The organism is Dactylosporangium sp. CA-092794, assembly GCF_050948465.1.
Taxonomy (GTDB): Bacteria; Actinomycetota; Actinomycetes; order Mycobacteriales; family Micromonosporaceae; genus Dactylosporangium.
On sequence record NZ_CP192044.1, the window covers coordinates 10,193,118 to 10,205,778 of the forward strand.

General features: G+C 72.2%; 9 protein-coding genes. 2 read left to right on the forward strand and 7 right to left on the reverse strand.

Features of this window, described 5'->3' with window-relative positions; translation table 11 throughout:
• Window positions 1-10: 10 nt before the first annotated feature.
• From ACQPXD_RS43755 to ACQPXD_RS43765, 3 genes are all read right to left on the reverse strand, one after another.
• Window positions 11-2,542, reverse strand: coding sequence for a nuclear transport factor 2 family protein (locus ACQPXD_RS43755; RefSeq protein WP_432828900.1), 2,532 nt, complete (start codon window positions 2,540-2,542; stop codon window positions 11-13).
• A 99-nt stretch (window positions 2,543-2,641) separates the two neighbouring features.
• The gene (locus ACQPXD_RS43760) at window positions 2,642-5,191 is read right to left on the reverse strand and encodes a nuclear transport factor 2 family protein (protein WP_432828902.1); all 2,550 of its coding nucleotides are present in this window, start codon (window positions 5,189-5,191) and stop codon (window positions 2,642-2,644) included.
• A gap of 277 nt (window positions 5,192-5,468) precedes the next feature.
• Window positions 5,469-7,331, reverse strand: coding sequence for a hypothetical protein (locus tag ACQPXD_RS43765; protein WP_432828904.1), 1,863 nt, complete (start codon window positions 7,329-7,331; stop codon window positions 5,469-5,471).
• A gap of 193 nt (window positions 7,332-7,524) precedes the next feature.
• On the opposite strand from ACQPXD_RS43765, the gene ACQPXD_RS43770 reads away from it, so the two are divergent.
• Complete coding sequence (locus ACQPXD_RS43770; protein ID WP_432828906.1) at window positions 7,525-8,166, forward strand: hypothetical protein; 642 nt, start codon at window positions 7,525-7,527, stop codon at window positions 8,164-8,166.
• 479 nt (window positions 8,167-8,645) lie between these two features.
• Here ACQPXD_RS43770 and ACQPXD_RS43775 read toward each other — a convergent pair whose 3' ends face one another.
• Window positions 8,646-9,836: a GGDEF domain-containing protein gene (locus tag ACQPXD_RS43775; RefSeq protein WP_432828908.1), complete on the reverse strand. Its 1,191-nt coding sequence runs from the start codon at window positions 9,834-9,836 to the stop codon at window positions 8,646-8,648.
• Window positions 9,837-9,910: 74 nt separating this feature from the next.
• Between ACQPXD_RS43775 and ACQPXD_RS43780 the strand changes: the two genes are divergently transcribed.
• Window positions 9,911-10,954 carry a hypothetical protein gene (locus ACQPXD_RS43780; RefSeq protein WP_432828910.1) on the forward strand — a complete coding sequence of 348 codons (1,044 nt, stop codon included), beginning with the start codon at window positions 9,911-9,913 and terminating at the stop codon, window positions 10,952-10,954.
• Window positions 10,955-11,027: 73 nt separating this feature from the next.
• Here ACQPXD_RS43780 and ACQPXD_RS43785 read toward each other — a convergent pair whose 3' ends face one another.
• The 3 genes from ACQPXD_RS43785 to ACQPXD_RS43795 form a co-directional block, all read right to left on the reverse strand.
• Window positions 11,028-11,393 (reverse strand): GntR family transcriptional regulator, encoded by a 366-nt coding sequence (locus tag ACQPXD_RS43785; RefSeq protein WP_432828912.1) that lies wholly within the window; start codon window positions 11,391-11,393, stop codon window positions 11,028-11,030.
• A gap of 97 nt (window positions 11,394-11,490) precedes the next feature.
• Window positions 11,491-12,408, reverse strand: a complete 918-nt coding sequence (locus ACQPXD_RS43790) for a hypothetical protein (protein WP_432828914.1) — start codon at window positions 12,406-12,408, stop codon at window positions 11,491-11,493.
• Entirely contained in the window at window positions 12,405-12,641 is a 237-nt protein-coding gene (locus ACQPXD_RS43795; protein WP_432828916.1) for a hypothetical protein, read from the reverse strand. Before ACQPXD_RS43795 ends, ACQPXD_RS43790 begins: the two co-directional genes overlap by 4 nt.
• Window positions 12,642-12,661: the final 20 nt, after the last annotated feature.

Consider the following 12,661-nt stretch of genomic DNA (forward strand, 5'->3'; position numbering starts at 1 on the left):
CTGTGCCGGTTCAGCCGACGGGCCGCCAAGGGCCGTTCCGGTCCCCCGGGGCCTGGTTTCGGGTCCACCACTTGGCCTCGTAGAGGTGGCCGTTGTACGTCACCCGGTCACCGGTGTCGAAGATCCGCGACGGCGTCCAGATGGTCACGCCGGCGTCGGTCATCGCCAGCTCCTGCCAGGCGCCGTAGGGGTCGCCCGGCTTCTGGTTGCGGTTGTACCAATTCGCGACGTAGACCTTGCCGTTGTAGGTCACCCGGTCCGGGCTGTTGTAGACCGTCGAGCTGTTCCACGCCGGCGGCAGATTCACCGTCACGCTCACCGTCGTCTGCCCGGGGGCGAGCCGATCGCTGCCCTGATAGAGCACCGTGAGGGTGTGCGTGCCACCGGACAGGCCCGGCGGCAGCGCGATCGGGGTGGAGATCGCACCCGAGCCGCGCGGGGTGCTGCCCTCCCACAGCTCCACCGAGCCCGCGAGGGGCTCGTCGGGTCCGGCCGCGATCGAGACCGTCACGGTGGCGGCGGTACCCCAGGAGACCGGCGCCGACGTCGCCGTCACCGACGTCGGCCCGCTCGGCGGCAGCTGGTAGCCGTGCGCCAGCATGCTCGCGTCGGGCCGCACGTCGCACGGAGGGCAGTCCGGCCAGTACTTCTGGGGCACCCGGCCGGTCACCAGGTTGCGGTAGTGGAACCACATCGGCAGGATGCCCGGCCACACGATCGTCCGGCCGGTGCCGCCGGTGAAGCCCTCCTGGCGCACGGGCATCTCGGTGAGCTTGATGTCCGGCGGGTAGCGGGTCAGCAGCGGGCTGCCCGGCGGGTTGGTGGTGCTCGTCGGGTCCACCGCGGCGGCCCAGCCGCCGGCCCAGTTCGGCGTGGAGAAGTACGACTCGTCGATCTCCAGCATCCAGATCCGCCAGATGCCGTCCTCGAGCACCGCCGAGTCGTTCGGGTACATGCCGGCCCAGTAGCCGGTGGAGCCGTTCACCACGTTCGTGGACGTGCGCGGCTGGAACAGCCGGGTGCGCAGGGTCGCCGACCGGCCGTCCTGCGACACCAGGATCACCGACTGGGTACGCCAGTGATAGGAGATGCTGGTCCGCAGCGCGGTGAGCGGCAGCGGCGCGCCGTAGCTGGCCGTGCCGGCCGCCTGGATGCGGTCGCGGCCGAAGTAGTAGCCGGCGAACGCGAACGCCTTGCTGCCCTCGGTCGCGAAGATCGCCGCCATGCCCTGCCACTGCGAGTCGTCGATGTAGTAGCCGTAGGCCGCCGAGACGTTCTCGGTGCCGTCGTAGGCCTGGGAGCGGTCGAGCCGCCGCTTGAGGTCGGTCAGGCTGGGGTTGGCCGCCTGGCCCGTCGCCGGTCGCGCGCTGCGCCCGGCCACGTCGAGGAACGCGGGCGCGACGCTCGCGTGCGGTGCCGTGCCGCCGTTACCCCAGCCCCCCGCGTAGGGGCTGCTGAGCAGCGGGGTGATGGCGAGGTCCTTGAGCTTCCACAACCCGTCCTCCTTGACGAAGTGGTTGCGGAAGGCGGAGAACTCCCAGCCGCCCTCGTGCGTGTCGGCGTTACCGAGCATGCCGACCTCGACGCCGCGGGTGGTCGCCTCGCGCCCGTCGGGGTTCACGTCGACGATGAGGTCGAAGATGGGACGGTCGTTGAGCTGGCCGTGGGTGAGGCCCTCCGCGCCCATCCGCTCCATCGCCTGGCGCGCGCCGGCGGAGCCGGTGTAGGTGCCGACGCCGTCGATGGTCACCGTGGCCCCGGCCGCGAAGAGGTCGACGACGTCCGTCCACATCTTGCGGTCGACGTAGTAGCCGTAGGCGTCCTGCAGGTTGCGGACCTCGTCCTCGTTGTTGAGCTTGGCGATCCGGGTGGTCAGCTCGGCGGCGGTCGCCGTGGTGGGCGGCGCGGCGCCCTCGGCCGGCGGGATCGGGATGCCGGTCTCGTCGGAGGTGAAGTGGAACGGCACGATCGGCAGCCGCTGGCCGCCGACGTTGCGCCAGCCGGTGGCATAGTCGCCCTCGTACTGCGGGTAGTAGTGCAGCAGCGAGATCTGCCAGCGGCCGTCGCGCAGCACGTACTCGTTCTCGTAGACGCCGCCCTCGATCCGGGCCGTGCCGTGGCCGTCGCCGAGGAAGCGCATGCCCATCCACCGCGACTTGGCGCTGAGCCCGTCGACGGAGAGGTTCACCAGCGGCTCGTCGATGATCTCGGTGTGCAGCGAGCCGGGCGACACGCCGTCCATGGCGCCGGCCGTGGTGGCGAACCACGACTCGATCGCGCCGCGCCCGGTCGCGGTCTGGGTGCCCCACTGCAGGGTGCCGTCGGCGGCGAACAGGGCCGCCATGTCACCCCACCGGCCGAACTGGCTGAGCTGGGTGTAGCTGCGCTGCACGTCCTTGACCTCGCGCAGCGACTCGAGCCGGGACACGTCCCGGGCCAGCGAGTCGATCGTCACCGGCGCCGGGTCGGCCGCGGCCCGGTGCGGCGGCGGCGCCTGCACGCCGATGCCCACGCCGGCCGCCACCACCAGGATCGCTGTCATTGCTCTCGCAACCCGCATCGTTCCTCCCTGATCCGTTGCGTTGTCGGAGCCTGCAATGCGAGCGGCCCGGGATCTCGCGATCCCGGGCCGCCGTGTTCCTCAGCCGATGAGCTTCCAGGGGCCGTACTGGTCGCCGGGGGCCTGGTTGCGGGTCCACCACTTGGCCTCGTAGAGGTGGCCGTTGTAGGTCACCCGGTCACCGGTGTCGAAGATCCGCGACGCGGTCCAGATCGTCACGCCGGCCTCGGTCATCGCCAGCTCCTGCCAGGCGCCGTAGGGGTCGCCCGGCTTCTGGTTGCGGTTGTACCAATTCGCGACGAAGACCTTGCCGTTGTAGGTCACCCGGTCCGGGCTGTTGTAGACCGTCGAGGCGTTCCAGGCCGGCGGCAGATTCACCGTCACCGTGACACCGGTCTGCCCCGGGGCCAGCCGATCGCTGCCCTGGTAGGCGACGGTCAGCGTGTGCGTGCCGCCGGACAGGCCGGGCGGCAGCGCGATCGACGCGGTGCCGCCGGCGTTCAGCGCCGCCGACCCGCGCGGAGTGGTGCCCTCGCGCAGCTCCACCGTGCCGGCCACCGGCTCGCCCGGGCCCGCCGTCACGGTGACCGTCACCGTTGCGGGGGTACCCCACGCGACCGGCGCCGACGTCGCCGTCACCAGCGACGGACCGCTCGGCGGCAGCTGGTAGCCGTTGGACGTGAGCTTCCAGTCGGGCCGGAACTCGCATGGCACGCAGTCCGGCCAGTACTTCGGCGGCACCCGGCCGCTGACCGGGTTGCGGTACTCGAACCACATCGGCACGATCTCGGGCCACGCGATGAACCGGCCGCTGCCGCCCTGGAAGCCCTCCTCGCGCACGCCGACGTCGGTCAGCAGCACGTCCGGCCGGTACTGGGTGATCAGCGAGCTCGGCGGCGGGTTGGGCGCGGTCGGGCTGCGCGGGTTCGCCGCGGCCCAGCCGCCGACCCAGTTGGGCGACTGCCAGTAGAACTCGTCGATGGTCAGGCTCCACAGCTTCCACGTGCCGTTCTCCAGCACCACCTGGTCGTGGTACATCGCGCCGTTGAAGCTGCCGGCGGAGAACGTCGACGTGGAGGGCTGCAGCAGCCGCGCGCGCAGCGTGGTCGACCGGCCGTCCTGCGACGCCTCGATCACCGGCTGCGGGCGCCAGTGGAAGGAGATGCTGGAGCGCATCGTGGACGGGTTGGCCCCGTAGACGACGTGGCACGCCCGGGCGATGCGGTCGGGGCCCTGGAACCAGCCGGCGAACGGCGAGTTCTTGTGGCCGGCGGTCGCGTGGATCGTGCCCATCTCGTCGCATCGCAGGTCGTCGAGGTAGTAGCCGTAGGCCGCCGAGACGTTCTCCGTGCCGTCGTAGGCCTCCGAGCGCAGGAGCCGCCGCTGCAGGTCGGCCGGGTCGGTGCTCGACCCGTCCGGCCCGACCGGCTGGGCGCTGCGCGCGGCGACGTCGAGGAACGCCGGCACGACGCCGGCCGGCGCGGCGGTGCCGCCGTTGCCCCAGCCGGTGGCGTAGTTGGCGACCATCAGCGGGGTGATGTTCAGCTCCTTGAGCTTCCACACCCCGTTGTCCTTGACGAAGTGGTTGCGGAAGGTGTTGAACTCCCACGACGCGGCGCGGGTGTTGGCGTCGCCGATCATGCCGATCTCGATGCCGCGCGCGATCGCGTCCCGGCCGTTGGGGTCGACCTGGACGATCGTGTCGAACAGCGGGTGGTCGTTGAGGATGCCCTGGGTCAGGTTCTCCGGCCCCATCCGCTCCATCGCCTGGCGCACGCCGGCGGCCCCGGTGTAGGTGCCGACGCCGTCGATCCGGACGGTGGAGCCGGGGACGAACAGGTCGACCACGTCGGTCCACATGCGCTGGTCGACGTAGTAGCCGTAGGCGTCCTGCAGGTTGCGGACCTCGTCCTCGTCGTTCATCCGGCTGATCCGGTGCGCCAGCTCTGCGGCGGTCGCGGTGGTGGGCGGCGCGGCGCCCTCGGCCGGCGGGATCGGGATGCCGGCGGTCTCGGGGGTGAAGTGGTAGGGGATGATCGGCAGGGCGCCGCCGACGTTGCGCCAGCCGCCGACGTAGGGGCCGGCGTAGTACGGGTAGTAGTGCAGCAGCGAGATCTTCCAGCGGCCGCCGTCGAACACGTACTCGTTCTCGTAGATGCCGCCCTCGATCCGGGTGTTGCCGGCGCCGTCGCCCATGAAGCGCAGCCCGTCGAAGCGGGCCTTGGCGGTGAGCCCGTCGACGGAGAGGTTCACCAGCGGCATCTCGATCACCGAGGTGTTCAGCGAGCCGGGGCGGACGCCGTCCATGGCGCCGGCGTCGGTGCGCAGCCAGGTCTCGATCGCTGCCGGGCCGGTCGAGGTCTCCGCGCCCCACTGCAGGGTGCCGGTGCCGGAGAACAGCCCGGCCATGTCGCCGAACCGGCCGTACTGCGCCAGCTGGGCATAGGTGCGCTGCAGGTCCTTGATCTCGCGGACCGACTCGGCCCGTGACACGTCGCGGGCCAGCGCGTCGACCGTGACCGGCGCGCCCGGATCCGCCGCGGCCGCGGCCGTGGGCGGGGCCAGCAGGGTCAGCCCCATGCCGGCTAACAGGACCGCCAGCGTCGCCGCCGATCCCTTGGTGTGTCTCATTGCGTCATCCCCTGTCTGTTGCCGAGTGAGGTGTTGGGGACATTGCGTCGCCACTCCATAGCGGGGAGTTGCGATGCCAGGAAACGTACTAGAAATGTTCGGCTGACGCTAGATACGTTTCGATGCTTGAACTTTGACCGGCTTCTGCGCCGCAATGTGCAGGACCCGCGATGTCAACGTTCGGCATCCGAACTCCATCCGGGCGCGCGTCATTGGCCCGACTTGCACAAAAAAGAGCGGCGCTAGTGCGCCGCTCTCTTCGGTGACGGGTTGCGGGTCAGATGCCGCGGACGTCCCACATCCACAGGCCGCCGGTGAAGGTGCCGGGGCCGACGAGCTCGCTGATCGTCTGGCAGCCGGCGACGAACTTCGGCCCCTCGGGGCACAGGATCAGCGCGGTGTGCCAGTACCGCAGGTCGACCTTGGCCTGCTCGCGGTCGGCGTCGGTCACCGTGGGCACGGCGCGCTTGTACATCGCATCGCTGAACAGCTTGTCGGTCGGGCGCGGCACCGGGCCGACGAACGCGTGATGCCCCTTGATCCCGTCGGCGGGGCCGAGGAAGTACCCGTGGGACAGCGGCAGGTCGGTGTTCGTCGCGTCGGCCCAGAAGGTCGCGATCTGGAAGTCCCACTGCGGCAGCGGCACGATCAGCACCGACTGCCCCGGGCCGACGTAGGGCTTCCACGCGCCCGAGGCGATGAACGCCGGCGTCTGCGGGCGCAGCTCAACCTTGATCGGCATCGGCGCCCCCGGTACCAACGCGGCGGCAAAGGCACCGATCAGGAACAGCCGCCGGGTGCGCGCGTCCAGGCCGCGCAGCCGCATCAGCCGCTGCAGGCCGATGGCGACGATCGGCACGACCGCCCAGTTGGTCACCTCGCCCAGCCGGGTCGGCAGCAGCGTGTCGAACAGCGGCAGGTGCATGATCAGCCCGTAGGGACCCGGCACGTGCGTGTCGCGGCCCTGGAACTGCAGCGGGCTGCCCCAGGCGAGCACCGCGAAGCCCAGGCCGGTGATCGCCAGGGTGCGGACGAGCACGTCGCGCCACTGCCAGACGATCAGGGTGAGCAGCAGCAGGCACAGCGACCAGCCGAAGAAGCCGTGCTCCTCGGCGCCCAGCGGCGGCCGGGGCTCGCCGAAGCGGCCCAGGCGCTCGGCGACGCTGTTGCTGCCGTAGGAGGTGAGGCCGAGCACGTCCATGCGGAACGTGGTCATGTAGGCCTCGCCGCCCTGATAGCTGCCCGGCCCGTAGAACTGGAACCACAGCGGGTAGGCGAGCACCGCCACCGACGCGACGGCGGTCACCCCGAGCCCCAGGATCAGCGGCTTGAGCGCGGCCCGCACCAGCTCCCGCCGCTGCACCGCGTAGATCAGCAGGAACGCGCCGATGGCCAGGGCGGCCAGGAACAGCGTCTCCTCGTTGATGAACACCTGGTACACCACGACGGCGGCGAGCAGCAGCCCGTTGCGCAGCGGGCGCCCCTCCAGCAGCTTGATCGTCCGCCAGGCCAGCAGCGGCACGAGGAACTGCGCCACGAGATTCGGGTGGTACGACGCGTGCGAGGCGACGGCGGGCGCGAACCCGCCGACCAGCCCGCCCACCCACGCGGCGGTGCGGCTGGTGACGACGTGGCGGGAGAGCAGCCAGTACCAGGCCGAGGCGGTGCCGGCGATGCCGATCACGATCAGGAGGTCGAAGGTGACCTGGGTGCCGAACAGCAGGGTGATCGGCGACAGCGGCAGGCCCAGGCCGAGGATGCTCGTGTTGGCCATGCCGTTGATGCCGAACGGCACGTTGACCTGCATGATGTGCAGCGGGTTGTCGCCGTGCGCGACGATCCGGGCCGAGTAGCCCAGGAAGTATTCGGCCAGCGCCCGGTCGCCCGGGCTCACCGGCGTGCGGCGCCCGTAGTGCGCCAGCAGCGGGGAGATGATGAACAGCGCGCCCAGCACGTAGCTGCCGAGCGACAGCAGGTCGGCCCGGCGGCCGGGCCGCTGCCCGACGGCGGTGTCGCTGTCCTCGGCGATGCTGTCCGGTTCCTCGCTCGTACGCCGCGTCGCGCCGGAACCCCGTTGCGTGACGATCCTGCCGGTGGCAGGTGCGGTCGATTCGTCGGGGCCGGCCGTACCCGTCAACATCGCGTGACAATATCAGCGCCGCGCCGCCGTCCTACGCGCGGCGGCGGGAGACCCAGCCGTCCGAGTCCCCCGCGCCCCGCTTCCGTGTCTCAGCGCCCCCGCTTCCGGGTTTCAGCGCCCCTGCTTCCCGGTTTCAGCGCCCCTGCTTCCCGGTTTCAGCGCCCCTGCTTCCCGGTTTCAGCGCCTCCGCTCGGTGAAGGTCATCGTCGGCATCGGGTTCACGGTCTCGCTCGGTGCCGGCGCCCCGAATGTGTCGGTGGGCAGCGGCGCGCCGAACGTGTCGGTCGGCACCGGCGCGGGCGCGCCGAAGGTGTCGGTCGGCGTCGGCGACGCGGTGCAGGTCGGTGCGGGCGTCTCGGAGCCGCCGAAGGTCGGCGTGGTGCTCGGCGTCTCGCTGGGCGCCGCGGTCGGCGTCTCGGTTGGTGTCTCGGTCGGCGCCACGGTCGGCGTTTCGGTCGGCGTTTCAGACGGCGCGACGGTCGGTGTCTCGGCCGGCGCGGCGCTGGGCGTTTCGGCCGGCGTCGGGCTGGTTGTGTCGAATGCGCCCGGCGGGATGATGATCGACGCGCCCGGGGCGGGCGTGCTCGGCGGCATGATGATCGTGCCGCCCGGCTCGGGCGACGAGGTGGCGCACGGGTCCCCGAACGGTCCGCCGGTGGGCGTCGGCTCGGCCGACGTGGATGGGCCGGGCGTGGATGGGCCGGGCGTGGATGGGCCAGGCGTGGTCGGGCCGGGCGTGGTCGGGTATGCGCCCCACGGGTCCGGGGTCACGGTCTCCGCGGGCCGCGCCCGGTCCTCGGCGCCGACGGTCTGCGCGCCGGCGACGGTCTGGTAGGTGAGGCCGGCGGTCAGCGCGGCCAGGAAGCTCGCCGCCCCCACGGCGATCGGTACGCGCCGCTTGCTCTTGCTCGCAGGCATTGGGTGAAACCCCCGTTGGTCTCGACAGCAGTCACCCTCATGTTCACCCCTGGCTCCGCCGAACGGCCCTAAAACCCCGGTTTTCGAGATTTTTCCGGACTTATCGTGTATGCCGCTTTGTGCGGGCACCGGGCATCACGACCAGAACTCTCCGCGATCATGCCGCAGCCGCCCCCGTATCACGCGTTTCTCATGATCGCGGAAGGTCGATGTACCCATGGGCACCTTATGGTTCCGCGATCACGGGAAACCCGCCGTGCGCTGGCGGGAGTCGCATGATCGCGGAGAGATTCGTTCGCTCCAGCCGCCGGCCGGCGAGTCGCGGCCCCCTGGCGGCGGGTTAGGTACAGATAAGTCCAGATACTTCGTGTCCGGACTTATCCGACATTTCACGATTTAACGGTTGCCACGCCGATTGCCGGTTCTCGTCGCCTCGGCATCGGCTCCGGGCGACGGAACGGCGGCCTGGGCGGGGGCGGACGCGGGGGTCGGTGCGAAAGCCGTGCCGGGGGCGATGGCGACGCGGTTGCGACCGCGGAGCTTGGCGTCGTACAGGGCGCGGTCGGCGGCGGCCAGGAGAGCCTCCGGGCCGAGCGGGGGGCCGGCGTGCGTGGAGGCGAGGCCGATGCTCAGCGTGGGCAGGCCGTCCGGCAGGTCGCTGCCGCTCGCGACCGCGGCGCGGACCCGGGCGGCGACCGCGCGGGCGCGCTCCGGCGGGCCGTCGACGACCAGGGCGAACTCGTCGCCGCCCAGGCGGGCGGCGGTGTCGGACGGGCCGGCGGCCGCGCGCAGGGCGGCGCCGACGCGGGTGAGGACGGCGTCGCCCGTGCCGTGGCCCCAGGTGTCGTTGATCGTCTTGAAGTGGTCGACGTCGACGATGAGCAGGCAGCGCTCGGTACCGGTGGCCAGCGCGCGGGTCAGGTCGCGGTCGAAGGCGCGGCGGTTCGGCAGCGCGGTGAGCGGGTCGGTCAGCGCCTGCTCCTCGAGGCGGGCCACCAGCGCCTCCGCGCGGTCGCGCAGCTTCGCCACGACGACCATGGAGACCGTGTAGGCGGTCACCAGCGCGGCCACGTCGGTGACCGCCACACTGCCCGGTTGCAGGGTGATCGTCACCGCGGCGTCCGTGACGCTGACCGCTGCCAGCACTAGGTACGCCACGTCGCGGCGGAGGAAGGTCGCGGAGTACAGCAGAGGCCAGAGGAAATAGAGGTGCGCGCTGACGCTGACGTCACGGGTGAGCAGGTTCAGGCCGCCGATCAGCAGGACCGCGAGGAAGGGCACCAGCGCCCAGAACAGCGCGGGTATACGCCGCGGTCGCAACCGGCACGCGGCACCGGCCAGTACCATCGCGCCGGCGGTCGCCGTGGTGGCGGGCACGCCGGCCGGTCCGCCCGCGAAACCCGGCACCAGCAGGGCGCATGCGCCGACGACCGAGCCGCCGACGATGAGGAAGTAGGCCACCGCCCGCGTCGCGGCCACCCAGTCGCGCGCGTGGATCAGGGGCCGAGCCGGCGCGCGCCACACCCACCGTCGATCGGCGGGCAGGGCGCGAAGCTGAGCAAACGCGGGTGGGACAGTGATGCGCATCGCCGGGAACCGGACACCGCCACGCGCCGGAAGGGATTATGCTGCCCCGGGTCTTCCCGTGCCGAGGAGCTTTCATGTCTGACCCGTACGCACAACAACCTCCATACGACCCCTACGGCCAGCAGCAGCCTTCGCCGTATGGGCAACAGCCCCCGCCGTACGGGCAGCAGCCGCCGTCCTACGGGCAGCAGCCGCCGCCGTATGGCCAGCAGCCACCCCCCTACGGCAACGACCCCGGGTATGGGCAGCAGCCGTCGTACGGTCAGGATCCGGCGTACGGCCAGGACCCCGCCTACGGCCAGCCGGCCTACGGGCAGGACCCGGGCTACGCCCAGCCGACGTCGGCCATGCCGGCCTCGGGCGGCGGCTACGGTCAGCCCGCTTACGGCCAGCCGGCCTATGGCGCGCCGCAGCCGGAGTATCCGGCGTGGTCCGGCGCCCCGACCCCGCCGCCGAAGAAGAAGAGCAACGCGCTCATGCTGAGCCTCATCTTCGGCGCCATCGCGATCGTGCTCTGCGGTGGCATCGGCGTGGCGGCGTATGTCGTCACCTCCGACGACAAGCCCGATGCCTCGGCGTCGTCCGGCCCGGGCCCGTCGCATGGCCCGTCCAGCGCGGCCGGCGCGTCGAAGACCCCGACGGCCGCGGCCGGCCCGAAGGTGACGCTGACCGCCCCGGCCACGATCAGCACCTGGAAGAAGATGGCCAACCAGGACCAGGCCAAGGAGCTCAGCCAGCAGCTCTCGGACGCGGGCATCAAGGATCCGTTCGCCGCGCAGTACCAGAACTCGGCGAAGACCTCCCAGGTGGCCGTGGTCTGGGGCGGCGTCGGCTCGGCCTTCAGCGCCGGCGGCCCGCAGAAGCAGCTCGACGAGTTCTTCTCGGGCGCGTTCAAGGAGCTGGGCGGCAGCGGCAGCACCCCGGTCAACGTCGACCCGGGCAAGCTGGGCGGCAAGGCCGAGTGCCAGAAGACCGACGGCGGCACCGGCGTCACGCTGGCCATCTGCGCGTGGGTCGGCAACAGCGCGTTGCTCGCTTTCATGTACACCGGGATGGAGCCCGACGCGGCCGCTATCCAGATGAAGCTCATGCTGCCCTCGATGGCGGTCGCTTCCTGAGCGACGCCTGTCGAAGCGCACCCGGCGGCCGGGACGGAGCTCTCCGTCCCGGCCGCCGCCGTTGCGGCGCCGGTCAGCCGCGAACGGTCGTGGCCAGGGCCGCCTCGACGATCCGGATGGCTTCGGCCTTGTCCAGGCCGGCGGCGGCGGCGACCGCCGCGTAGTCGGCCGCGGCGCGGCGGGCACGCTCGCGGGCGGCCTCGCCGGCGGCGGAGACGAACGAGCCGGCCCGGCCCCGGGTCTCGATGAGACCGGCCTCCTCCAGCTCGCGATAGGCCCGGGCGACCGTGTTGGCGGCCAGGCCGAGCTCGGTGGCGAGGGCGCGGACGGTCGGCAGCCTCGTGCCCACGGCGAGCGAGTGATCCTGGATCTGGCGGGCGAGCTGGACCCGCAGCTGCTCGTACGGCGGCACGGCCGACGCCGCGTCGATGACGATCATCCCGTACCCCCTTTGTCGCAACGATTGTCGCAGAGCGGGGATCAGCCCATGACCCGGGCGCCGTGGGGGTCGCGCGGAGCGCGACGGAAGGCGGGGGTCAGCCCATGACCCGGGCGCCGTAGGAGGTGGCGACCCAGAGCAGGGCGCGGGCGGTGCGGGAACGGCGCAGGTCGTTCGGGGTCAGCGCGCGCCAGTCGGTGGGCAGGGCGTGGAGCTGGGCGACGGTCATCGGCAGGGCGGCCAGGCTCAGCCGGGTCAGGTCGGCGGCCAGCGGGGTGGCGGCGCGGGTGGTCAGGCTGCGCACGAACCAGATCCAGCGCCACACCCACTCCTCGCGCGACCAGGCGGCGGCGTCGGCGGCGCGGTCGAGCAGCCACAGCTCCAGAGCGGCCCACTGCGGGGCGCGGGCCGGGTCGTCGAAGCGCAGGGCGGGCAGCGGGTGCAGCAGCGCCAGCCACCAGTCGGCGGCCTCGGCCGTGTCGGGGACGCGGGCGGCGAGCCACTCGGCGCGCTCGGTGCGGGTCAGCGGGAGCAGTTCGCGCAGGCTGTCGCAGACCGCCCGCCATCTCGCCTCGGGCAGCGGTTTCTGCTCCGGGATGGGCCACTGCGGGGCGGCGATCGCCACCGTGTCGCCGGCGGCGGTGGCGGTCACCGTGGCGCCGGTCAGCGGGGCGCGCAGGGTCGGCTCGGCGGCGCCGTGTCGCGGTGCCGGCAGCGGTACCAGGCTCTGGCCCACCCGCCGCAGCTCCTCCTGCACCTCGTCGAGGCGCACGGGGGCGTCGAGGCGGTCGGCGCGGATCACCAGGAAGCGGCCCTGCCACGGCTCGTCCGGGCCCAGCCGCTCGTAGTGGCACTCCACCAGGCCGAAGTCGCGGTGCATGCTGTCGTCGGCGGCGTGCTCGGTGTACTCGGCGCCGAGGGTCGCGGCGAGGGCGTGCAGCGGCGCGTCGGCGCCGAGGCCGTGGACCCGGGCGGTGGCCAGGGCCTCGACGCACAGCTCGAGCGGGGTGGTCACCTCGGTAACCCCACGGCGGCGGGCCGGACGAGGCTCGGCAGGGCGCGGCGGTCCGCCGCCCCGCGCCGGAATGCCGAGGTCCGGTCGGTGAGCGGGGGGTCGAAATCGAAGATCGCCAGCGCCACGCCGCCGATCGTACTGACGCGCGCAAGGGCCTGCCGGGTTCTCCGCGCGTCCGGTTCGATCGGATCGACGACGCCGGCGCCGCCGCGGCGGGAAGTCTCCGCGATCATGCCGGACTCGCCGCCGGCAC

Excerpts from the sequence above, each read along its gene's own strand:
- ACQPXD_RS43785 (WP_432828912.1), bottom strand. The coding sequence starts at position 11,393 with ATGATCGTCATCGACGCGGCGTCGGCCGTGCCGCCGTACGAGCAGCTG.
- ACQPXD_RS43765 (WP_432828904.1), bottom strand. The coding sequence starts at position 7,331 with ATGTTGACGGGTACGGCCGGCCCCGACGAATCGACCGCACCTGCCACC.
- ACQPXD_RS43755 (WP_432828900.1), bottom strand. The coding sequence starts at position 2,542 with ATGACAGCGATCCTGGTGGTGGCGGCCGGCGTGGGCATCGGCGTGCAG.
- ACQPXD_RS43775 (WP_432828908.1), bottom strand. The coding sequence starts at position 9,836 with ATGCGCATCACTGTCCCACCCGCGTTTGCTCAGCTTCGCGCCCTGCCC.
- ACQPXD_RS43760 (WP_432828902.1), bottom strand. The coding sequence starts at position 5,191 with ATGAGACACACCAAGGGATCGGCGGCGACGCTGGCGGTCCTGTTAGCC.
- ACQPXD_RS43795 (WP_432828916.1), bottom strand. The coding sequence starts at position 12,641 with ATGATCGCGGAGACTTCCCGCCGCGGCGGCGCCGGCGTCGTCGATCCG.
- ACQPXD_RS43780 (WP_432828910.1), top strand. The coding sequence starts at position 9,911 with ATGTCTGACCCGTACGCACAACAACCTCCATACGACCCCTACGGCCAG.